Raw genomic sequence first — 23748 nt, 5'->3', positions numbered from 1 at the left:
GTACTGCAAAAGTATATAAAATAGTAAAATGACAGCATGAGTTTAGCCGAAATTGATTTACACGCTTCGCTAAAACAGTATTTCGGGTTTAGCAGTTTTAAGGGATTACAAGAAGATGTTATAAAAAGTGTAATTGAGGGCAGCAATACATTTGTTATTATGCCCACAGGTGGAGGGAAGTCTTTATGCTACCAATTACCTGCACTAGTACAAGAAGGCACGGCCATTGTTGTCTCTCCGCTTATAGCACTGATGAAAAACCAAGTTGACGCTATTAGAGGAGTATCTGAAAACAAAGGTGTAGCCCATGTTTTAAACTCATCACTTACAAAAACCGAAGTAAAACAAGTAATGTCAGACATTACAAGTGGCATTACAAAACTGTTGTATGTTGCTCCGGAGTCTCTTACCAAAGAAGATTATATAAATTTTTTACAATCTGTAACCATATCATTTGTTGCTGTAGATGAGGCGCATTGTATTTCTGAATGGGGTCACGATTTTAGGCCGGAATACAGAAATCTTCGCAATATAATAGCAAAACTTGGTGATAATATTCCAATTATAGCACTTACCGCTACTGCAACACCAAAGGTTCAAGAAGATATTTTAAAAAACTTGGGGATGACAGATGCCCAGGTTTTTAAAGCCTCTTTTAACCGTCCTAATTTATATTACGAAGTACGCCCAAAAACCAAAAATGTAGATGCAGATATTATTAGATTTATTAAACAAAATCCTAATAAATCCGGTATTGTTTACTGTTTAAGCAGAAAACGTGTAGAAGAGCTTGCTCAAGTATTACAAGTTAATGGTATTAATGCAGTACCATATCATGCCGGATTAGACAGTAAAACAAGGGCTAAGCATCAAGACATGTTTTTAATGGAAGAGGCAGATGTAGTTGTGGCTACAATTGCATTTGGTATGGGAATAGATAAGCCCGATGTTCGGTTTGTAATTCATCATGATATACCTAAAAGCATAGAAAGTTATTATCAAGAAACCGGAAGAGCCGGAAGAGATGGAGGAGAAGGACATTGCCTAGCTTTTTATTCGTATAAAGATATAGAGAAGCTCGAGAAGTTTATGTCGGGAAAACCGGTAGCAGAACAAGAAATAGGTCATGCATTGCTTCAAGATATGGTAGCCTATGCAGAAACCTCAATTTCTAGAAGAAAATTTATACTACATTATTTTGGAGAAGAATTTGATGAGGTAAATGGCGAAGGGGCAGATATGGACGATAATGTTAGAAACCCCAAAAAGAAAAAAGAAGCCAAAGATGATGTTGTTAAACTGCTAACCGTAATTAAAGGTACTAACGAGAAGTTTAAAGCAAAAGAAGTAATAAACACCCTAATTGGTAAGGTAACAGCCTTAGTGAAATCGTATAAGGCTAACGAGCAAGACTTTTTTGGAATTGGAGATGATAAAGACGATAAGCATTGGATGGCCCTTATTCGTCAGGTTTTGGTTGCCGGTTTAATTAAAAAAGAAATAGAGCAATACGGCGTATTACATTTAACCGAATCCGGGCATGCATTTTTAAACAAGCCGGAATCTTTTATGATGACCGAAGACCATGTATACGATGAAACAACAGATGATAGCATTATAACTGCTGCAAAGAGTGGAGGTGGGGCTGCTGATGAAAAATTGCTCAACATGCTTAAAGACCTCAGAAAAAGTCAAGCAAAAAAACTGGGAGTACCCCCGTTTGTGATTTTTCAAGATCCATCTTTAGAAGATATGGCACTTAAATACCCGGTGACTGTTAAAGAACTCACACAGGTTCATGGAGTAGGTGAAGGTAAAGCCAATAAATACGGAAAACCATTTGCAGACCTGATTGCTAAATATGTAGAAGAACACGATATAGTAAGACCTGATGATTTAGTAGTTAAAAGTACCGGCGCTAAATCGGGTATTAAATTATATATTATACAGAATGTAGATAGAAAACTTCCGTTACCCGATATTGCCTCTGCAAAAGGGTTAGAGATGGAAGAGTTTATTAAAGAAATGGAGCAAATAGTGTATAGCGGTACAAAGTTAGATATCTCATATTGGATTGATGAAATTCTGGATGATGAGCAACAAGAAGAGCTTCATGATTACTTTTTAGAAGCTGAAACCGATAGGATTTCTGTTGCTTTAGAAGAATTTGACGGAGAATATGAAGACGAAGAACTTAGACTCTACCGAATTAAGTTTATAAGTGAAGTAGCCAACTAATTTATTGTTTGGCTACTTCCTCGTAATTTTTTATGGCGTTTTCTGTTCTAATTCTCTGGTTGTTAGCCAACTCTAAAATAAGTTTAAAATTCTCTGTTGTAGCCTTTTGGTATAACAATACTTTTTGAGTTAAAAGCGATAGCAATTGGTTTTCAGAATCATCTAACTTTCCTTTAATTTTTTCGGCAAAAGCAATAAACTGTAACGGAAACTCTGCATTTTGTTTATTGTTAGCTTCAATATCTAACATACATTGACCAATTTCCATATTAACAGTGTTAGCTTCTATGGCTCGCATTTTTGCATGAGCAATGGCACTTTCTTGTGGTGTATTCATTAAAATTGTTTTTAAACTAACGCTTGGGTTAGTGCTTTTATTTTTTATGTATTATTTGCTACTGCCTTTTCTAATTTTTTACTAGGTATAATCCAAAGTATGGCAACCAAAACATACAGAGCTACAGATAACCAACTATTTACAAAAGCCAACGGAATTGCAATTGCATATAAGGCAATAGAAGATAGTTCTTTAACCCCTTTTTTTTGTTGTTTTTTTTAACGGAAAATTATCATCGTGATATTTTATTAAGGCGAGCTCTAATATTCTGTATGCAATAGCACTCATTAATAATACTGCGCCATAAAGTGCAATTGGTAACGATTCTACGTGGTTTTCTCCAACCCAACTTGTAGCAAACGGAATTAGTGATAGCCAAAAAAGTAAGTGTAAATTAGCCCAAAGTATACTGCCATTAACGTGTTGAGTTACCTGAAGTAAATGGTGATGATTATTCCAATAAATACCTAAATAAATAAAACTTACCAGATAGCTAATAAAAACCGGACTTATAGCAAGCAGTGCCTCTAAAGATGTATCGTGAGGCGCTTTCATTTCTAAAACCATAATAGTGATAACTATTGCTAAAACACCATCACTAAAGGCTTCTAATCTTCCTGATTTCATGGTTTTATATTTAGGTTATGTGTAATGTTTTTGCTTGTTTACTACAAACTTTAAATCACAACAATTATCTGGTTTATAAGTGTTGTCCGGCTTAAAAAACTGTTGTAAAATGGCTACAGAGGCTTTATTGTTTTTATCAACATAAGCAATTAAAGAAGTTATGTTTTTTTGGGAGAAGGCATACTCTATTAAACCGTTTACAAGTTCTTTTCCAAAACCGTTTCCCCAATATTTTTCTAATAATCTATACCCAATTTCCCATTCGTCTTGTTTATTTTTTATTAAAGCTACTGTACCAATAAATTGTTCGCCACACGTTACAGCCCAAACCCAAAAAGTATTGTTTGGTGTATGGTAATGGGTTATAACTTTTTTTAGATCGGTTTTATTTTCGTCTATTGTCATGGGTTTACCAGAGGTAAACAGCATAACATTTTTGTTACTTTGAAGCTCATGAAACCCCTCTAAATCATTATATGTTAGTTGCCTAACGGTTAATCTGTTAGTTTTAAATACTATCATGTTACAGCAGTTTCATTGATGGTTATTGTAAGATTATTGGTGTTTACGGTTGCTTTAGCACCAACCGGCAACGTAATTTGATTTTCTATGTGTCCGATAGAAAAACCATATGCAGCCGGAATGCCAAGTGGCTTAATTCTATCTAATAGTACTTGTTTTAAAGTATATGATAATGGATTAGAAGAATGGTTACAGCCTTTAAAAATACCAAGTACAATTGCTTTAGCTTTAGCCAATTTACCGGTTTCTATTAGCTGAGTAAGCATTCTATCTATTCTGTAAGGCTGTTCTTCTATATCTTCCAGAAAAACAATTTTGTTTTCTAAAGCTACTTCATAAGGAGTTCCTGCCATTGCAGCTAATAACGATAGGTTTCCGCCTGCAAGTTCTCCTGAGGCTTCTCCGGGAACAATTGTATATCGTTCAAACTCCGGATTTTCTGTATAAAGAGCACTGTCTTCTGTGTAGATAGAAAGCTGTGTTTGTTTTTTAGGAGTGGTTATTATTTTAGTAAAGTTTTCTATTTCAAAGGGTGTTTTAAAAGCTGATGCCACCGGACCATGAAAAGTAATTAATCCGGTTTCCTGATAAATCGCATTCAACAAAGCAGTAATATCGCTATAACCCATTAATACTTTTGGGTTGTTTTTTATTAAGTTATAGTCTATATCAGAGAGAATGCGTGTGCAGCCATAACCGCCTCTTGCACAAATAATTCCGTCTACGTTTTTGTTTTCAAAAGCTTCATGCAAATCGGCAAGGCGTTCTTTGTCTGTATTACTAAAATATCCTTCATTACCAAGTATTCTATGGGTATGATAAGGCACAAAACCTAAGTCTTTAATATACTTTTTAGCAGCTTCAAGTTTATCTTCTGACACCGCGAATCCGGGAGCTATAAGCGCTATGGTATCACCTGGTTTTAATCTTTTTGGTTTAATCTTTTTTGAGGTAAATTTTGATTCATGCAAAGCAGTAGCTTTAGCAAAACCGGGTAGTAAACTTAAAACAGTACCACCAACGGCAGACTGTATAAATGTTCTTCGCTGCATAATAATAAATTAAGTATAGTTATAAAGATAATAGTATTTAGCTCATTCAACAATTCGTCTTTAAAAATAGACATTTCGGTAATTGGTTTTTTAATAAAAGAAGTTAATAATAGACTTTTGGGGTGTAATTAATTTAAAAAACACAAAATGCTCAGGTTAATTTTAATTTTATTATCAATGCTTTTAACCACATTCTGCAGCTTTGCTAAACCTAGTGATACAGAAAGGTTAAACACTTTTAAATTAGAGAAAGTAAGCGCTAATCTTTTTGTTACCTTTAAAAGCAATAATAACAACACACTAATTTTTAAAAATTAGTATCAATAAACACGTATAAATGAAAATAGTTAAAGAAATAGCAAAAGCCTTTTTAATTGGTGTATTTGTATTTATAGTCTTAACCGGTTTTAACATGGTATCCGGTAATTATTTTAAACTAGACAATAGTTTGCTAATAGACTTTTTATACAACCAGTTGTACGCTATTACTTTATATATGGTAAACTCAGTGTTTTTTGATTTTTTAGATATAAAATTCAGAGAAGACAGGTTTAATAAAAAACGACTTCTTATTGGTGCAGGGGGCTCTGTAGTATTAACCATGATGTCTGTGTTTTTTATTAGAATAATTACAGAAGTTGTTATAGAGAGAGAATCTTGGCAAGAATTTATATCAGAAGAAAGAGCCAGTTTTTATGTTGTTGCATTAGTAATCACCTTAGTATTATCACTCTTTTTTCATGCTTTTTATTTTTATAAAGCATTACAAGAACGCAAGGTAAAAGAACATCAGGTAATAGCCGGGACAGCAAGCGCAAGGTTTGATGCGCTTAAAAATCAATTAGATCCGCATTTTCTGTTTAATAGCTTAAACGTTTTAACCAGTTTAATAGAAGAGAGTCCTGAAAACGCACAAGAGTTTACCACAGGGTTATCTAAAGTGTACCGCTATGTATTAGAGCAAAAAAATAAAGATTTAGTTACGGTAGATGAAGAGTTAGATTTTGCCAAAACTTATATGTCTTTATTAAAAATGAGATTTGAAGATAGTATTGTTTTCACAATACCCGAACGAGCTTCTAATCCGGAGAGTAAAGTTGTACCATTATCACTGCAATTACTTTTAGAAAATGCTGTAAAACACAATACGGTAACCGCTAAAAAACCATTGCATATATCTATTTACGAAAAACAAGGAAATCTTATAGTAGAGAACACATTACAGCCCAAACAAATAGTAAAAAAAAGTAGCGGAGTAGGGCTAAATAATATTAATCAACGCTACAAACTATTAACAGACAGAAAAGTTTTAATTAACCAAGAGAATGGGAAGTTTGCAGTTGCAATTCCTATGCTCACAAAAAAAGTATCAATCATGAAACAAGAAACAGATTTTAACGAAGCCTACATCAGAGCAAAAAAGCATGTAGAAGAACTTAAAGGATTTTACTATTCTTTACTCTCGTATTGTTTAGTAATTCCGTTTTTAATTTTTATAAACTACAGAACCTCATGGCATTTTCAGTGGTTTTGGTTTCCAATGATAGGTTGGGGTATAGGGTTGGCTTTTCATGCCTATAAAGTTTATGTGAACGACGGAATTTTTGGAACAGACTGGGAAGCTCGAAAAATCAAAGAGTTTATGGAGCAAGAAAAGCGTAATAAATGGAAATAAAAAACAAAATTATGAATATGAATACTGAAAATTTTGAAGAAAAATATAAGGCAGTAATGGCCGAAGAAGAAGCCTATTTACGAGCCAAAAAAAGATTAGATCAAATAAAAGGTTTCTTTTGGCATGCGGTTTCATACCTTTTAGTTAATATATTTTTACTTGTAGTAATAGCTGTTAATTTAGATGATGGCGACTCGTTCTGGACTTTCGGAACTTTTGCAACACCGTTTTTTTGGGGAATAGGACTCTTTTTTCATGGGTTGGGTGTTTTTGGATTTCAAGTGTTTTTTGGAAGAGACTGGGAAGAAAGGAAAATAAAAGAGTTTTTAGAAAAAGAAAAACGCAATACGTACAAGTACAAATAATCTATTAAAAAGATTCAATATATAGCAATGAATGTAATTATAATTGAAGACGAAAAGCCATCTGCAAGACGCTTAGAGCGGTTAGTTTCTAAACAAAATTTAAATGTTAAAGCGCTGTTGCATAGTGTAGAAGAATCTATAACGTGGTTTTCTAATAATGAACATCCTGATTTGATTTTTTTAGATATTCAATTAAGCGATGGCCTTTCGTTTGAGATTTTTGAAGCTGTAACAATTAACTCTGCAGTAATATTTACAACTGCCTATGATGAATATGCACTCCAAGCATTTAAACTAAACAGTATAGATTATTTGCTTAAACCAATAGCAGAATCAGATTTGCAAGCAGCCATAAAAAAATACGAAAATAGAATACCACCCAAACAAAGCGTGGCGATAGATTTTAATGATATAAAAAACCTACTTGTAAATCCGTTAGATAGAGAATACAAAAAAAGGTTTTCTGTTAAAGTTGGTCAGCACATAAAACTTATAAATGTTGATGAGATTGAGTGTTTTTACAGTGAAAATAAAGGAACATATTTGTATACATCAGACGGTAGAAATTATTTGTTAGATACCACCTTAGAGCAGCTTGAAAATGAATTAGAACCTGCTATTTTTTTTAGAATTAACAGAAAGTTTTTTATAAATGTTAACGCTATTAAAGATATTGTTAGCTACACCAATTCTAGATTAAAAATAAAATTAAACACTTATAGCGATACCGAAATTATTGTTGCTCGAGAGCGTGTAAAAGACTTTAAAAATTGGTTAGAGTAAAAAATAATACTAGCTTTTTGTTTTTTTAGGGTTAGTTGTTTCATCAACCCTGTTTTCATCAAAAGAAGAAGGCAGTAAATTAGGAATTAATTTAACAAAAAGGGGCAACAGAACCGCGCCTCCGGGCAAGGCAAAAATAGCTAAAGAAGGTATGCTTTTAAAAATATCTAACAACTGGGATTTTACTTTTTCGCGCTCTTCTTTAGTTAATTCTTGTGATGTAGCTTTGGCTAACAATGCTAAAAGTTCTTTGCTCTCTGACAGCTCTTTCTGTAACCTCTTTTTATTTCTTAAAATAAGCTTCTTAACAAGCAAGCTGGTATTATCGTAAAAATTCTTAACTAAATTAGATTCTTGTAGTATAGATATTTGATTTTTATAGGAATTGTAAAAATAAGTTACTTGAGAAAGTGACCGCTCTACCAGAGCACGATCTAAATTCATGTTTTTTCCTAAAGTAAAAATAAAATCAGATTCGTTATGCTCTAAAATATTATCGTCCCATACGGCTAAACAAGCTAAATCTAAAAAGTACTTTTTTTCTATTTCATCATATCTTTTAAAATCAAGCTGATTAAGGTCATCAACTATATTATTATTTAGTTGTGCGTACGTTATTGAAGTTTCAAAAAGTTTAACAAGTTGTACATCGTAGGGTGTTTTTTCTTTTTTAGAGTTTAATGCTTTGTAGGTAATATTTAAGAGTAAGCTTTCTAATTGGGCAGCGTAAGATTTGGCAGAATTTTGTTTTTTCAACCATTTTTTAAAGGCTAGAGCATCTACAAACAACAACGAGTTGGTAACCAGTTTGTTAAAGTTTTTGGTTAGAATATTATCATCTATTTGTACTCTATTATGTATAATTTTTTCTAGAGCTGCACTAGTTTTTTGCGGACCAAAAAGCATTTCCCAAAAAGTAGCATTGCTTTCTTGCAGTTCTTTATAGAAATCGTACAATGTATTAATAAAACCATCAAAAGTTTTGGTTTTGGTTTCAAACAAATAAATATGATAAAGAGCAACCAGTAAATTAACTTTTGCAAGCTCATCATGCGAAGGTTCGTGTTCGGTTTTTAACACATCGGGCAAGGTTACATTTAGCCCGTAAATAAAGCCCATATTTTTTAAGCCATCATACAAATCTGTATAGTTGCTGTACAAGGGCTTTTGTTTGCCAAGTAAAGAACCAAATTTTTCAATCCAACCAGATGCAGAGGGGTTCATAGTTATAGCTTTACAACTGTAAATATAAACTTAAGTTATTAAAAAAAAGCTGCTTAAAAAAAGCAGCTTTAAAACCATTGTAATTATAATATTTATTCTATAATACCACCACAACTAACTCTGCCACCGGCAGCTCCGGTAGGCTGTGTAGTAAAGTCGTCTGCACCGGCATGCACAATTACAGCTTTACCTAAAATGTTTTTTGTTTCGTCATCACAACCAATACACCATTCATCTGTAGTAAAAGTAATCATACCATGCCCGGAAGCATCTGCTGTAAAGTTACCAATGTCTCCTTTGTGATAGCCTGCTTCATCACCCCATTTTCCATGTGGTTTAAATGTAGGGTTCCAGTGGCCTCCGGTAGATGTGCCATCTTCTGCAGAACAATCTGCTTTTTCATGAATATGTATGGCATGAACTCCCTCTTCTAAGCCATTTAAATGAGCTTCCATAGTAACAACACCATCTTTTTCTGTAAAGGTTACTTCTCCTTGGGCATTGCTTCCGCTTTTTGGGCTCAGCGTTATTTTTAATTTTTTAACTGTTTCGGTTTCAGTTATAACTTCTTCTACCTCTTTTACTACTTCTTCGCTCTTTTTTTTCTCTTTTTTGCAAGCAGTTGTAAATGTTAATGTTGCTATAGAAAACAGAAGTGCTATTTTTTTCATGATTGTTATTTTTTAGTTTATACTAAGGTAAACAGTTATTTTCCCTCCTGCAAATTATAAAAAGCCTCTTGAATTTTTCAAGAGGCTTTTATTTACTAGTTTATGCTAAAAATTTTAGTTTCTTTAAACAGAGAAATTTCTAGTTGTTGTATTTGCTCTTTGTAAGTTTTCCAATCGTTATTAAAGAAAGAATTAGTATTGTTTAAGGCGTCTTCTAAAGCGTTTTTAGCTTGCTCAATTAATTGTTTTTCGGTTTCTGTTAACCCATTAGGTCTTGTTGCAGAGTAATAATTAGCTGTACCAATTCTTTGCATAACGTTAGGTTCAGGGTTTCTTGTAATTCCCTGTCTTTTATCTACTTTACCTAAGTACAACGCAATAACACTATCTATTTTCTTTACAACATCTTTAGAAGCTTTAATCTGCTCTTTGTATTTTTCTTTATCTAATTTAGACAGCTTTTTCTGGTACTCTTTAGCAATTTCTTTACTTTCTACTAACTGTTTTACTGCATCTGCAGCTGTTTGAGTATATTTTTCTAGTTTTTTACCAGCCGCATAACGCTCTTCTATTGCTTTAGTAGATATTTGTAAACGAGGGTCTGACTTTACGGTAACCGTAGTAGAATCTGTAGTGTTACCATACATTATTTTTACTTTATAAGTTCCGGGTTTTACAGCTACACCTCCGGGTTCTCTAGTACGTTTTCTAAGCGTTCTAGAAGGTCTATCCGGTCCTTTCTCATCTAAGTTCCAGTATGTTCTGTGAAATCCTTTTTTCTTTGGAGCTTTTTGTTTAAGCGTACGTATAAGTCTATCTCCATCAAAAATTTTAATGGTTATAGAATCTTTGCTTGATGTTTTAGGTTTTGCTGTATCTTTCTTAGTATCATTATCAGAGTCTTTTTCTGAATCTTCTTTTTTGTTGATGTAATAAGTTAGCATTGCTCCTCTACGCCTGTTTTGTCCATTGTATATAGCATCTGCACCAAACCTACTACCTGTGGGTTGTTGGTAAGCAGCTTGATATGCTGTAGGAGGATTGAAGATTTTAATTTCTTTATCTAAAATAGAGGCGTCTTTTGCTAATGCTCTAAGGGGTCTTATATCGTCTAATACCCAAGCAGCTCTACCAAACGTACCAATAACCAAATCGTGTTCTCTTGGATGAATTACAAGATCTTTGGTTGAAACGGTAGGGAAGCCTTCAGTCCATTTTTTCCATGATTTACCTGCATTTATAGAAACGTATAAACCATCGTCTGTACCTAAAAATAGCAAATTAGGTTCTTCAATATCTTCAACAATACTTAGCGTATAACTTTCAACATCATTTTCATCTACAATACGCTCCCATGTTTTACCATAGTCTCGAGTTCTATATGCGTAAGGGGTATAGTTAAATCGTCTGTAATCATTAGCTATCAACAAAGCTTCACCTTTACGTTTGTTAGATGCTTTAATTTGTGGTATCCAGCTTCCTTTTGGTAGCCCTTTAATATTTTTGGTAACTTCTATCCATGTTTTACCACCATCTTGAGTGTAATGCACTCTACCATCGTCTGTGCCAACCCAAAGCATATCTTTTTCTATTGGTGATGGTTCTATAACTAAAATGGTACAATGGTTTTCTGCTCCGGTAGCGTCCATGGTTAAACCACCACTTTCATGCTGGCGTTGTTTTTCCGGATCGTTTGTAGTTAAATCTGGCGAAATGACTGTCCAGGTTAAACCCTTATCTGTGCTTTTATGTACAAATTGACTACCAAAGTATATTGTACTATTATCAAATGGGTCTTGGCCAATAGCAGCATTCCAATTAAAGCGTAATTTTACATCCGGATCCGGATGTGTTGGTCTAACAGTATAGTTATTTCCGGTTTTCCAATCATATCTACTTACAAAGCCTTGCTGACTCATAGACCACCCGTATTGTGAGTTATCTTTATCAGGCACTACGTCAAAGCCATCACCAAAAGAAATTTCTTGCCAGTAATCGTTTCGTATGCCTTGAGCACGCCAAACATAAGCGGGTCCGCGCCAAGAACCATTATCCTGCATACCGCCATATACATTGTAAGGGAACTCATTATCTACTGCTATATGATAGAACTGAGCAACCGGAAGATTCCCAATAAAACGCCATGTTTTACCACCATCGTAAGTAATATTTAATCCGCCATCATTACCGTCTATCATAAAGCTTCCATCTTTTGGATGAATCCACCAGGCATGATGGTCCGGATGAACACCATTATCTACACCATACGCCGGCATTAATTGCTTGAAGCTTTTACCGCCATCTTCAGATACATTAACATAGGTGAATATAGAGTAAACTCTATTTTCGTTTTGTGGGTCAACGTAAATTTCAGAGTAATAAAAAGGTCTGTTACCAATATCGTTTTTATCATTTATTTTTTTCCAAGTAAACCCTCCATCTTCAGATTTGTATAATGCATTTTTTTTAGCTTCTACAAGTGCATATACAATATTCGGTTTATTTGCAGCAATGGCAATTCCCATACGCCCTAAATCTCCTTTAGGCAAACCGTCTTCGTGTGTTATTTTTTTCCAGGTTTTACCTTTATCGTGTGTTATGTATAACCCACTGCCTTTTCCGCCCGAAGTAAAAAACCACGGCTCTCTTTTATGTTCCCACATGGCTGCAATAAGTTTGTTGGGATTTGTAGGATCCATCACCAAATCTGCAGCACCTGTTTTATTGTTTACAAAAAGAATTTTCTCCCAAGTTTCACCCCCATCGGTTGTTTTATATACACCTCTTTCAGGATGTTCACCCCAAGGAGAACCAATAGCTCCTACATAAACAGTATTTGGGTCTGTTGGGTCTATAATAACTCTGTGAATGTGTCTGGTTTTTTCTAATCCCATTAGTTTCCAACTCTTACCACCATCTAAACTTTTATAAATGCCATAACCGCCATTTAAGCTATTTCTGGGATTACCTTCTCCGGTACCAACCCAAATTACACTTGGATTTGATTGTTGAATTGCAACGGCACCAATAGAGGCTGTTACTTCTTTATCAAAAATCGGTTCCCATTTAATTCCACCGGAAGTAGATTTCCATAAACCTCCCGATGCAGTACCAACGTACATTATGTCTGGATTACTATGCACTACATCTATAGCAGTAACTCTACCAGACATGCCTCCCGGACCGATGTTTCTGGGTTTAAGATCTTGAATAAGATCCATTGATAATTCTTGACTACTTAAGCTGAACGATACAAGAAGTAGTATCGCAAAGAAAAAACGTGATTTCATTGAGCTATTTTTGGTTAGTTAAACTGAGTGTATAAAGGTAACGAAAAGGCTTAATAGTTTTCTTAATAAGTTGTTAATGCTTTTTTACTTTTTGCTTTTTTATTTGCTTGGGTTTAAGCCATAACCAAAAGCCACTAAAAGAAAGTAAAAGTAAGGCTAACGAAGCCAGTGTTGAATACAAAAGTTTGGCGGGCTCTGACTTAGTTTTAAAGATAAAATCTATAATAGAACCATCATGAATCATTTCAACAATATCTGCTGTGCGCTGTTTTACAGAGATTAACTTACCTGAATAACAATCTATTTGTAACTCTGTAAAATGTGTTTCAAATCTAACTTTTGCGATGCCTTTAGATGGTCTGTAATCTATTCTGTTTATAGTTTTATCTAACTGTAAAGAATCGGCATAAAACAGAGCTTTATGCTCTATTAAAGAAAGAGGCAATAACGTATTTTCTTGAGCTTTACTTTGCTGGGTTTTAGGAGCCAATTTTAACTCAGATTTCCAAGCTAAAAGTAACCCGGTAGCCCCCATAATAAACATAAAAGCTACTGATATGATTGCTATGTAGCGATGTATTTTTCTGTAAAAACGTACCTGTTTGGCGAGTTGACGTATTCTTTGCAAAACTTACAACTTATTTGGAGGGTGAATTTAGAAAAAATGAAAGTAAAATTTCTTAAAAGCCTGTTAAGGCTACATTCTGGTTTTTTTGCCTTGCTCACAAAGCTTAATTATTGTAGTTATTCTGTTTTGTCTTGTTTCTGCTCTTTTAGCTTGATTTAACCAGTATAAATACCCCTTTTTGTAGCTCTTAGCAAAAGATTGGTAGTTGTTATAAGCAACTTTGTTTTTAGAAAATGCCTGTTTTAAATCCGAAGGAATTATTAAGTTTTCTACATCGTCTAAAGCGTACCAAGAGCCATCTTTTTTTGCTGCCTCAATAACCTCTAATCCGCTGGTATGCATTAGGTTATTTTTAATGAGGTATGTAATGTGTTGTTTGTTTAAAGCACTCCACACGCTTTTTGGTTTACGCGGACAAAAATATTGACGTCTTTTATTATTATCCAAGCTTTTAACGGTGCTATCTATCCAGCCAAAACACAGCGCCACTCTAACTGCTTCTTCCCAACGCATTGAAGGAATTCCTGAAGCTGTTTTATAAAAAATCAGGTAAACTCCTTTGCTGGTTTTATGGTTGTGTAAAAGCCAATCATACCAATCTACATCTCTTGTAAAATAAAGTTCTTTTACCACATTAATCTACTTTTTTATGATTTACGTAGAAATCTTCATCAAAAACAATACTACTATCTGAAGAAGGCAACGCTACACTTTTCCAATTAGCATTTGGGTAAATCCAGCTGGGCTTTCCATCAATTAATACCCTAACAGGCATATCAAATCCTTTAACAATATTCGTGTATTTAAAATGTAGTTTTTGGTTTTGTACTTTATATTCTATTGTTGGAATTCGTGTATCACGAAGGTATTGGTTAAAAAACTCGGTTAAATCTATACCGGTTTGTTGGCTTAAATAATCTTCTATTTGTTTGCCAGTTACGGTTTTATGATAAAAGGTTTTGTTTAGACCCCTAAGTATTTGTCGCCATTTTTCATCGTCTTCAATAAGTTGTCTTAGTGTATGCAACATATTAGAGCCTTTGTAATACATGTCTCCAGACCCTGCATGATTTACATTGTAGTAGCCAATAATTGGGCGGTCGTTTTTAATTATAGCTCTTACACCTTTGGCATAGGCAGATGCTGCTTCTTTGCTATAGTGATAGTCTAAAAACAGTGTTTCAGAATAGGCTGTAAAGCTTTCATGAATCCACATGTCTGCAATATCTATGTAAGTTATGTTGTTGGCAAACCACTCATGACCGGTTTCGTGAACAATAATAAAATCAAATTTTAATCCCCAGCCGGTGTTAGATAAATCTCTACCTAAATAACCATTTTTATATTGATTGCCGTAGGTGACTGAGCTTTGGTGCTCCATGCCTAAGTACGGCACTTCTACTAATTTATAACCATCTTCGTAAAAAGGGTAGGGGCCAAACCAATACTCAAACGCTTCGAGTGTTCTTTTAGCATCTTTGAATTGATGCTTTGCTTTTTCTAAGTTATAACGTAATACATAATAATCCATATCCAGAGTTCCTTTTTCGCCTTCAAAGGCTTCAGAAAAGTGTACATAATCACCAATATTTATGTTTACACCATAATTGTTTATAGGGTTATTAACATGCCAATGATATGTTGTTGTTCCATCATTATGTTTTTCAACTTTTTTTAGCCTTCCGTTTGATACATTCATAAGATTAGATGGCACTCTAACACTTATATCCATACTGTCTACTTCATCATACATATGGTCTTTATTAGGCCACCAAACACTTGCGCCAATACCTTGACACGAAGAGGCTATAAAATGATTATTGTTATTGTCTTTTTTCCATGAGATACCACCATCCCAGGGTGCCATAACAGCCTCTCTGGGAGCACCTTCATAAAAAACAACAATTTCTTGTAAACTACCTTTTTTGGGAGCTTTTGGTAGCGTTATGAAATGAGCATTCCCTTCACTTTTAAAAGGAATTTCTTTGTCTTTATACGTTACCTTAGTTATGGTTAATGGAGCTTGTAAATCTACCTGAAGCACTCTTTGTTTTTTTAAAACTTTAAACTGTACAGTATTTTTGCCTTTAATAGTTTTTAGCTCCGGAAACACCTGAATATCTAAATGATAATATGTTAAATCCCACCACTCGCGCCCTGGAGTTATAGAGCCTCTAAGAGTATCTTGGCGCGTAAAATTTGGTTTTGTTTGTTGAGCAAAACTTGCAAATGCAATAAAACTTATAAAAAATAATATAACTGATTTTTTCATGTTTTTTTAGTTTCTAAAAATACCGTTAGGGAAAACAACAACACTTTCATGACCATCTTTTCCAACTGCTGCAACTCCAAAAAAGTAATTATCTATTACAATACCTTCTAGTGTAAATTCATTTACATCACCTACAAATCTGCTATAGTCCCAAGTTGGAGAGGTTGTGTCTCTCCAGTATATTTTATAGCCTACAGCACCTGGAACTTTTTCCCATTTAAGCTTAGCAGACGGTGCAACAATTCCACCAATTTTAACATTTTTAGGGGCAGGAGGAGCCCATGCTAAACTTGCCAAATTAATAGCATTTACAGCAGTTAATTTTTTAGCATAATTAAAATTAACACCTTCAATAACATCGCCATAAGCAATACCGTTTTCAATACGAATGTCTTGATGCTGACGATTATAGTTTTCGTGCGCCTCCATAATTCTAACACCTGCAAAACCTACATCGTTAAAAGGTCTGTGATGGCCACCTCTTCCAAATCGGTCTAACCTATATACCATCATCGGATTCATTTCTGGCATATATGTTTTGGTGGTTTTGTGAATATATCTGGCTAATTGTCTTGATATGCCATCTACTTCGCCACCATAAAACCTTCGGGCTCTTCGTTCACGTTCTGTTTCGGTTGGAGGTACAGGTTCAGAAAAAATTCTGAAAGTTCTGTTGTCTATAACACCATCTACGCCTTCTATATTTCCTATCATATCGTTATTAAGTACTCCTATAATTTCCCAATTATTTTTTTTAGCATATTCTGCCAATCCTTTACCGCCATATAATCCTTGTTCTTCGCCACTTAAACCTACATAAATAATGCTATTATCAAATTCATACTTACTAAGTACCCTGGCTGCTTCTATGGTTCCGGCCATACCACTTGCATTATCGTTTGCTCCCGGAGAATCAGAGGTATAATCATTAGGGTCTGAAACTCGAGAATCAATATCGCCACTCATAATTACAAATTTATTTGGTTTTTTTTTGCCTCTTTGTATGGCAACAACATTCACAATCCACACATCTTTTACAATACGTGGGCCATCTCCTTTTTTTACAAAATTCTTCTGATAAAATACTTCAAGGCAATTACCGCAAGCTTTACTAATTTTTTCAAATTCAGATTTTATCCAGCGCCTTGCAGCACCTATGCCTCTGGTGTCAGAAATAGTATCGCTTAATGTATGTCTGGTACCAAAATTTGCTAATGTGGTTATGTCTTTTTCTAAACGCTCTTCTGAAACGGCATTAATAATGTCGTAAAGTCTTGAATCTATTTGCGATGAAGCTACTGCTGTTACAAAAAAGAAAAACAGAAATGCTTTTTTCATGATTAATTATTTATAAAAGTTATTTTGCTTATGGTAGTATTGTTTATTTCAAAAATGCTAACTCTTTCTTGCTTTTTAGAATTGTCCGAAAGCTGTTCTGTAATAATTACTTTGTTATTAATTATAGTTTTATGTGTTGTTTGTAAAGTACTTTTAGGAAATTGTTTAAATAGTTCAGAAAAGTATTCTTTAACGTTCTTTTTTTGTGATACGATTTCTTGATTAGGATAGTTTACCAAAGCTATATTGTTGGCTAAGATAGCCGCAAGGCTATTAGCATCTTTAGTGTTAAACGCATTTACATATTCGTTTATAATATTTTCAGGATTTTTTAAAACCAGAGAGCCCACAACAGCTAATTTAGTGCCTGATGGGTTAACAGCTAACCGAGAAATATTAGTTATCCCCAAATTCCTTAGCGAGCCAACAACTTGCCAAGTACTATCTTTTTTTGGTTTTAAAGAATATAGCATATTGTCTTTACCCATTAATATGGTACCATTGGGCAACCAACACATATCTTCTACATTAGGTAAGGTTTTAGCTAATATTTTAGTTTTTTTTGTTTTAGGATTAATACTATTGATTGTCCACTCATTTGAATTTTTACTTATATAACTAATAAGATTAGTGTTAGGAATTTTATGGAAAGATCTGCCTATGTTAGCTACAATTGTGTCGTGTTTTTGTTTCTTAACATTAGAAATCACCAAAGTAGGAGGGCTGCCTAATACAAAAGAAACTATTGTATTTGGATTGTGCCAAACATAATACCCAACTACTAAGTCATTAAGAATAACATTCTTGTTACCGTTACCGTTATATTCATAAAGTCTTTGTAAACCGTTTTTATCTAATCTAACAGCAGAAATAGTGTTCTTTTTTGGGATAGGTTGAGGTGAATATTCGCTTCCTTCAGTTAACAAATTAAACCAACTCTTTAAACCATGTTGGGTGTTGTAAACAGCAATATCTGTTTGATTTACATTGGTACCTGCATAAAGCAAAATAGAGTCGTTTACAAAAAAAGGCTGATTATCATACCCTGCTGTATTAGAAATGTTTTTAGCGCTTTTTAATTGAATAGTATTGTTACTATTACTAATGATATCTAAAAGAAAAACTTCGGTATCAGACTGGGCCTTAACAAGTAGTGTAAATATAAGAGCAAACCAATAAAATAGTAAGCGCATAAATTTTAGTTTGGATTAAAGATATAAAAAAACGCTCCAATTTAAAGGAGCGTTTTTTTTAATTAAATTTTAAAATAACTAAGATTAAAAGCAATACTTATTTTCTGCCGATACTTTTTCGGCAATTTCATTGCGTAAAGCTACCACATTAGGCAAATTAGTGTATTTAGTAAATCGTTTTAAGCCCATAAGCATCATTCGTTGCTCATCTCCTTCGGTAAACGATACAATAGCTTCTTTGCCCTTTGTGTTTATTTTCTCTACGGCATTAAACAAGTTAAGTTTAGCCATAGCAATTTGTATTTTCTGATTGTCTTCGCCAAAGCGTTTTGCATTTTTCTCTGCACGAAGTATAGCAGACTCAGCCATGTAAATTTCTATTAAAATATCGGCTGCTGCCATAAGTAATTGCTGATGCTCTTCTAATTCCGGACCATATTTTTGTACAGCAGCACCAGCAACCATTAAGAACGCCTTTTTAAGATTTTTAATAATTTGCTTTTCTTCAGAAAATAATTCAGAAAAATCAGGAACATCAAAAGAAGGGATACCCATTAGTTCATCTTTTACAGCCATTGCAGGCCCAAGTAAATCTACATGACCACGCATAGCTTTTTTAATGAGCATACCAACAGATAACATTCTGTTAATCTCATTAGTACCTTCATAAATCCTAGAGATTCTTGCATCACGCCAAGCAGCTTCCATAGGAGTATCGGCAGAGAAGCCCATACCACCAAAAATTTGGATTCCTTCGTCTGAGCAATTCTGAATATCTTCTGAAACAGCTACTTTAAGAATAGAACACTCTATGGCATATTCTTCAACACCTTTAAGTTCTGCCTCTTGGTGAGAGTTTCCTTCTGCAATTCTGATTGCTATTCTGTCTTCAATATCTTTAGCAGCTCTATAACAAGCAGCTTCGCCAACATAGCAGGATGTAGCCATTTCGGCTATTTTTTGTTTAATAGCACCAAATTTAGCTATTGGAGTTTTAAACTGAATACGCTCATTGGCATATTTTACCGCTTCTGTAATTACTCTTCTTTGAGCGTCTAAACAAGCTGCTGCTAACTTAATTCTGCCCACATTTAGTGCGTTCATAGCAATTTTAAAACCATTGCCACGCTCTGAAAGCATATTTTCTACCGGCACAACAGTTTCGTTAAAGAATACTTGTCTGGTAGAAGAGGAGTGTATACCAAGTTTGTTTTCTTCTTCACCAAAAGTAATCCCGTTAGGGTTATCTTTATCGTATTCTACTATAAAACCGGTAATGTTTTTATCGTCTTCTATTCGGGCAAAAACAATAAATACATTAGCAAATCCGGCATTAGAAATCCACATTTTTTGTCCACTAATTTTATAGTGTGTTCCGTCTTCAGACAATACAGCTTTTGTTTTGCCAGAATTTGCATCACTACCTGCTCCGGGTTCTGTTAAACAGTAAGCTCCAAACCACTCTCCGGTAGCTAATTTAGGAATGTATTTTTTCTTTTGCTCTTCGGTCCCGTATAATAAAATAGGCATTGTACCAATACCGGTATGCGCTCCAAATGCTGTTGCTATACTTCCGGTTGCCCCCGAAATATAATCGCAAACCAACATGGTAGTTACAAAACCCATTCCGAGACCGCCATATTCTTCGGGAACGGCAACTCCTAAGAGCCCCATTTCTCCTGCTTTACGCATTATTTCTTCTGTAAGAGCATAATCTTTTTTCTCGAAACGTTCTTTTAAAGGCCAAATTTCTCTGTCTACGAACTCTTTAACAGAGTCGCGCATCATTTTTTGTTCTTCAGAAAAGTCCTCCGGAGTGAAAACGTTTTCTGCTTTGGTTTCTTTAACCAAGAACTCGCCTCCACGTGTTAAATCTTTATTTATTTCTTGTGTGCTCATGGCTTACTATTTTTTTAATTAATGAATTCATATATACCTGCTGCTCCTTGTCCGGTACCAACACACATGGTTACCATACCGTATTTGCTTTGCATGTTACGTTGGCGCATTTCGTCAAACAATTGTACAGACAGTTTAGCTCCGGTACAGCCAAGTGGGTGACCTAAAGCGATTGCACCCCCATTAACATTTACAATATCCGGATTAAGGTTTAAGGTTTTAATTACAGCTAATGATTGAGAAGCAAAAGCTTCGTTAAGCTCTATAAGTTCAACATCTTGTTGTTTTAACCCAGCTTGTTCTAATGCTTTAGGGATTGCTTTTACAGGACCAATTCCCATTATTCTTGGAGGTACTCCTGCTGCAGCATAACTTACAAGTCTGGCAACAGGTTCTAGATTAAGTTCTTTAACCATTTCTTCGCTCATTACCAGCACAAATGCAGCACCATCGCTCATTTGTGATGAATTTCCTGCTGTAACGCTACCTCCGGCAGCAAATACAGGGCGTAATCTTGAAAGTGCTTCAATAGAAGTATCTGCTCTTGGTCCTTCGTCTTTATCTACAGTATATTTTTTAGAGGCCTTTTTTCCGTTTTCATCTACATAAATATGCTCTACTTCTATAGGCACAATTTGATTGTTAAAACGACCTTCTGCTTGGGCTTTTAAGGCTTTTTGGTGCGATTTAAGTGCAAATTCATCTTGCTCTTCTCTGGCAATTTTGTATTCTTTTGCTACGGCTTCTGCTGTAAGCCCCATGCCCCAGTAGTAGTCTTCATGTCCTTGCTTTGCAATTTCGTAATCCGGTACCGGTTTGTAACCTCCCATAGGGATGTAGCTCATACTTTCAGATCCTCCAGCTATAATGCAATCTGCCATTCCGGCTTGTATTTTAGCTGTTGCAATGGCTATTGTTTCTAATCCTGATGCACAATAACGGTTTACGGTAACTCCCGGGACATCTTCAATTTTTAATCCCATTAACGAGATTAAACGGGCCATGTTTAGCCCTTGTTCTGCCTCGGGCATTGCATTTCCTACAATGACATCATCAATTCTTTTTTTGTCTAATTCAGGCACCTCTTTTAATAGGTACTCTATTGTTTCTGCAGCAAGCTCATCGGGTCTTTTAAATCTAAACAACCCTTTTGGAGCTTTGCCAACTGCTGTTCTATATGCTTTTACAATATATGCTGTTTTCATAATGGTAGTGTCTAAATGTTTTTTAGTTTCTTAACGGTTTACCAGTTTTTAACATGTGCTGAATGCGTTCTAACGTTTTACGTTCTGTACATAGGCTTAAAAAGGCCTCACGTTCAAGGTCTAATAGGTATTGTTCTGATACGAGTGTAGGCTCAGATAAATCACCTCCGGCCATTACGTAAGCTAATTTATTTGCTATTTTCTTATCGTGTTCGCTTATATAGTTTCCGGCTTCCATAGAATCTGTTCCTACCAAAAACATTCCTAATGCTTGCTTACCAAGCACTTTAATATCTTTACGCTGAATTGGCTTTGTGTAACCTGCTTCTGCCATAAGTAACGCATGCTTTTTGGCTTCTGCAATTTGGCGGTCTTTGTTTACAACAACGACATCTTTACCCGGTTGAAGAATTTTTAAATCAAAAGCTTCATAAGCAGAAGTTGATACTTTTGCCATTGCAATTGTTAAAAAATGCTCTCGTAAACGATTAAGTTCTACATCGTTTTTCTCGAAACTATCTGCAGCTCTAAGAGTCATTTCTTTGCTACCGCCACCACCAGGGATAACACCTACACCAAATTCTACAAGGCCAATGTAACTTTCTGCAGCAGCAACTACTTTATCTGCGTGCATAGAAAGCTCACAACCGCCACCTAGTGTCATGCCGTGGGGAGCTACAACTACCGGAATAGAAGAGTAACGTGCACGCATCATTGTATCTTGGAACATTTTTATGGCCATATTTAGCTCATCGTATTCTTGCTCTACAGCCATCATAAAAATCATTCCGATGTTAGCTCCTACCGAAAAGTTAGCGCCTTGGTTGCCAATTACCAATCCTTGGTAATTTTTCTCGGCTAAATCTATTGCTTTATTTATTCCCTGAAGAACACCACCTCCTATGGTATTCATTTTACTTCTAAACTCTAAGTTTAAAATGCCGTCTCCGAGGTCTTCTATTACAGCTTCACTGTTTTTCCAAACTTCATTAGATTTTCTGATGTTATCTAGAATAATGAAAGCATCTTGACCTGGTTTTTTAACATATTCTTGCTTTGGAATATCATAATAATACGTAGCCCCATCTTTTACGGTATAAAAACTTTCTATGCCTTTTTCTAGCATATTAGTTACCCACTCTGCAGGCTCTTTACCAAGGTCTTTAATTAAGGCAACACCTTCTTTAACACCAATAGCATCCCAAATTTCGAATGGACCGTTTTCCCACCCAAAACCAGCTTTCATAGCATCATCTATACGATATAGCTCATCTGAAATTTCAGGAATTCTATTTTGTACATAGGCAAATAATGAACCGAAGTTTTTACGGTAAAATTCTCCTGCTTTGTCTTTGCCGTTTACTAAAACTTTAAACCTGTCTATTGGTCTATCTATTGTTTTAGTAAGCTCTAAAGTGGCAAACTTTGCTTTTTGTGTTTTTCTGTATTCTAATGTATCAAGGTCTAATGCTAAAATTTCACTTTTACCATTTTCGCCTTTTACTTTTTTGTAAAATCCTTGTCCGGTTTTGCTACCCAGCCATTTATTATCTACCATTGTTTTAATAAAATCCGGTAGCTTAAATAAGTCGTGTGCCTCATCATTAGGGCAGTTTTCATAAATACCGTTAGCTACATGCACTAAGGTGTCTAACCCAACAACATCTACAGTTCTGAAAGTTGCAGATTTAGGACGGCCAATTACAGGTCCGGTTAGTTTATCTACTTCTTCTACGGTAAGCCCCATTTCTTTTACTTGATGGAATAGACTTTGAATACCGAAAATCCCAATTCTGTTACCAATAAAGGCAGGTGTATCTTTTGCAAGCACAGAGGTTTTGCCTAAAAATTTCTCTCCGTACATCATTAAGAAATCTACCACTTCTTTTTTACAGTTGGGTCCCGGTACAACCTCAAATAATTTTAAATAACGAGGAGGGTTAAAAAAGTGCGTTACGGCAAAATGTTGCTGAAAATCTTCACTTCGGCCTTCATTCATAAACTTAATAGGAATTCCCGAGGTGTTAGAGGTAACTAAAGTTCCCGGAGTTCTGTGCTTTTCTATTTGTTCAAAAACCTTTTGTTTAATATCTAAGCGTTCAACAACTACCTCAATAATCCAATCTACATCTTTTATTTTATGTAAATCGTCTTCAAGGTTTCCGGTTGCAATTCTGTTTGCAAATTTTTTATGATAAATTGGAGATGGATTAGATTTTAGGGCATTTGCTAAATTGTTATTTACAATTCTGTTTCTAACTGCTTTGTCTTGCAGTGTAAGTCCTTTAGCTTTTTCTTTTTCATCTAATTCTCTAGGGACGATATCTAGTAGTAATACCTCTGCACCAATATTGGCAAAATGACAGGCAATACCACTTCCCATAATTCCAGATCCAATAACGGCTACTTTGTTAATTCTTCTAATCATT

Annotated in this window: 19 protein-coding genes; 4 read left to right on the top strand and 15 right to left on the bottom strand. The window is 34.8% G+C overall.

What is annotated here, in order from left to right:
* Positions 1-36: 36 nt before the first annotated feature.
* Positions 37-2238: a DNA helicase RecQ gene (gene recQ, locus ACZ5CF_RS10430; RefSeq protein ID WP_464579321.1), complete on the top strand. Its 2202-nt coding sequence runs from the start codon at positions 37-39 to the stop codon at positions 2236-2238.
* A 1-nt stretch (position 2239) separates the two neighbouring features.
* Here recQ and ACZ5CF_RS10425 read toward each other — a convergent pair whose 3' ends face one another.
* The 4 genes from ACZ5CF_RS10425 to ACZ5CF_RS10410 form a co-directional block, all read right to left on the bottom strand.
* Entirely contained in the window at positions 2240-2575 is a 336-nt protein-coding gene (locus tag ACZ5CF_RS10425; RefSeq protein WP_464579320.1) for a hypothetical protein, read from the bottom strand.
* Positions 2576-2767: 192 nt separating this feature from the next.
* Complete coding sequence (locus tag ACZ5CF_RS10420) at positions 2768-3202, bottom strand: TMEM175 family protein (RefSeq protein ID WP_464579319.1); 435 nt, start codon at positions 3200-3202, stop codon at positions 2768-2770.
* A 15-nt stretch (positions 3203-3217) separates the two neighbouring features.
* Complete coding sequence (locus ACZ5CF_RS10415) at positions 3218-3724, bottom strand: GNAT family N-acetyltransferase (protein WP_464579318.1); 507 nt, start codon at positions 3722-3724, stop codon at positions 3218-3220.
* Positions 3721-4776, bottom strand: coding sequence for a S66 peptidase family protein (locus ACZ5CF_RS10410; protein WP_464579316.1), 1056 nt, complete (start codon positions 4774-4776; stop codon positions 3721-3723). Before ACZ5CF_RS10410 ends, ACZ5CF_RS10415 begins: the two co-directional genes overlap by 4 nt.
* Positions 4777-5113: 337 nt before the next feature.
* Here ACZ5CF_RS10410 and ACZ5CF_RS10405 point away from each other — a divergent pair, with 337 nt between their 5' ends.
* The 3 genes from ACZ5CF_RS10405 to ACZ5CF_RS10395 are packed head-to-tail and all read left to right on the top strand — an operon-like array spanning position 5114 to position 7599.
* A complete protein-coding gene (locus ACZ5CF_RS10405; protein ID WP_464579315.1) occupies positions 5114-6451 on the top strand; it encodes a 2TM domain-containing protein in 1338 nt (445 codons plus the stop codon).
* A gap of 17 nt (positions 6452-6468) precedes the next feature.
* Entirely contained in the window at positions 6469-6816 is a 348-nt protein-coding gene (locus tag ACZ5CF_RS10400) for a 2TM domain-containing protein (RefSeq protein WP_464579314.1), read from the top strand.
* A 27-nt stretch (positions 6817-6843) separates the two neighbouring features.
* Positions 6844-7599: a LytR/AlgR family response regulator transcription factor gene (locus ACZ5CF_RS10395; protein WP_464579313.1), complete on the top strand. Its 756-nt coding sequence runs from the start codon at positions 6844-6846 to the stop codon at positions 7597-7599.
* Positions 7600-7608: 9 nt separating this feature from the next.
* Here ACZ5CF_RS10395 and ACZ5CF_RS10390 read toward each other — a convergent pair whose 3' ends face one another.
* From ACZ5CF_RS10390 to ACZ5CF_RS10340, 11 genes are all read right to left on the bottom strand, one after another.
* The gene (locus ACZ5CF_RS10390; protein WP_464579312.1) at positions 7609-8823 is read right to left on the bottom strand and encodes an LETM1-related biofilm-associated protein; all 1215 of its coding nucleotides are present in this window, start codon (positions 8821-8823) and stop codon (positions 7609-7611) included.
* 92 nt (positions 8824-8915) lie between these two features.
* On the bottom strand, positions 8916-9494 hold the full coding sequence (locus ACZ5CF_RS10385; protein WP_464579311.1) for a superoxide dismutase family protein: 579 nt from the start codon (positions 9492-9494) through the stop codon (positions 8916-8918).
* A gap of 95 nt (positions 9495-9589) precedes the next feature.
* On the bottom strand, positions 9590-12784 hold the full coding sequence (locus ACZ5CF_RS10380; protein ID WP_464579310.1) for a VPS10 domain-containing protein: 3195 nt from the start codon (positions 12782-12784) through the stop codon (positions 9590-9592).
* Between the two features lie 73 nt (positions 12785-12857).
* Positions 12858-13412: a PepSY domain-containing protein gene (locus ACZ5CF_RS10375; RefSeq protein WP_464579308.1), complete on the bottom strand. Its 555-nt coding sequence runs from the start codon at positions 13410-13412 to the stop codon at positions 12858-12860.
* Positions 13413-13481: 69 nt separating this feature from the next.
* Positions 13482-14051 carry a YdeI/OmpD-associated family protein gene (locus tag ACZ5CF_RS10370; protein WP_464580850.1) on the bottom strand — a complete coding sequence of 190 codons (570 nt, stop codon included), beginning with the start codon at positions 14049-14051 and terminating at the stop codon, positions 13482-13484.
* On the bottom strand, positions 14047-15684 hold the full coding sequence (locus ACZ5CF_RS10365) for a M1 family metallopeptidase (protein ID WP_464579307.1): 1638 nt from the start codon (positions 15682-15684) through the stop codon (positions 14047-14049). The genes ACZ5CF_RS10370 and ACZ5CF_RS10365 overlap by 5 nt, the downstream gene beginning before the upstream one ends.
* A gap of 6 nt (positions 15685-15690) precedes the next feature.
* The gene (locus tag ACZ5CF_RS10360; RefSeq protein WP_464579306.1) at positions 15691-17022 is read right to left on the bottom strand and encodes a M28 family metallopeptidase; all 1332 of its coding nucleotides are present in this window, start codon (positions 17020-17022) and stop codon (positions 15691-15693) included.
* A gap of 2 nt (positions 17023-17024) precedes the next feature.
* Positions 17025-18215 (bottom strand): Cif family virulence factor, encoded by a 1191-nt coding sequence (locus ACZ5CF_RS10355; RefSeq protein WP_464579304.1) that lies wholly within the window; start codon positions 18213-18215, stop codon positions 17025-17027.
* Positions 18216-18299: 84 nt separating this feature from the next.
* Positions 18300-20114 carry an acyl-CoA dehydrogenase family protein gene (locus ACZ5CF_RS10350; RefSeq protein ID WP_464579303.1) on the bottom strand — a complete coding sequence of 605 codons (1815 nt, stop codon included), beginning with the start codon at positions 20112-20114 and terminating at the stop codon, positions 18300-18302.
* Positions 20115-20128: 14 nt separating this feature from the next.
* Positions 20129-21319 carry an acetyl-CoA C-acyltransferase gene (locus ACZ5CF_RS10345; RefSeq protein ID WP_464579301.1) on the bottom strand — a complete coding sequence of 397 codons (1191 nt, stop codon included), beginning with the start codon at positions 21317-21319 and terminating at the stop codon, positions 20129-20131.
* A 22-nt stretch (positions 21320-21341) separates the two neighbouring features.
* On the bottom strand, positions 21342-23747 hold the full coding sequence (locus ACZ5CF_RS10340; protein ID WP_464579300.1) for a 3-hydroxyacyl-CoA dehydrogenase NAD-binding domain-containing protein: 2406 nt from the start codon (positions 23745-23747) through the stop codon (positions 21342-21344).
* Between the last annotated feature and the right edge of the window lies 1 nt (position 23748).

The sequence above is a fragment of the Lutaonella thermophila genome (genome assembly GCF_055387725.1).
This window is presented reverse-complemented; position numbering and strand designations above follow the sequence as displayed.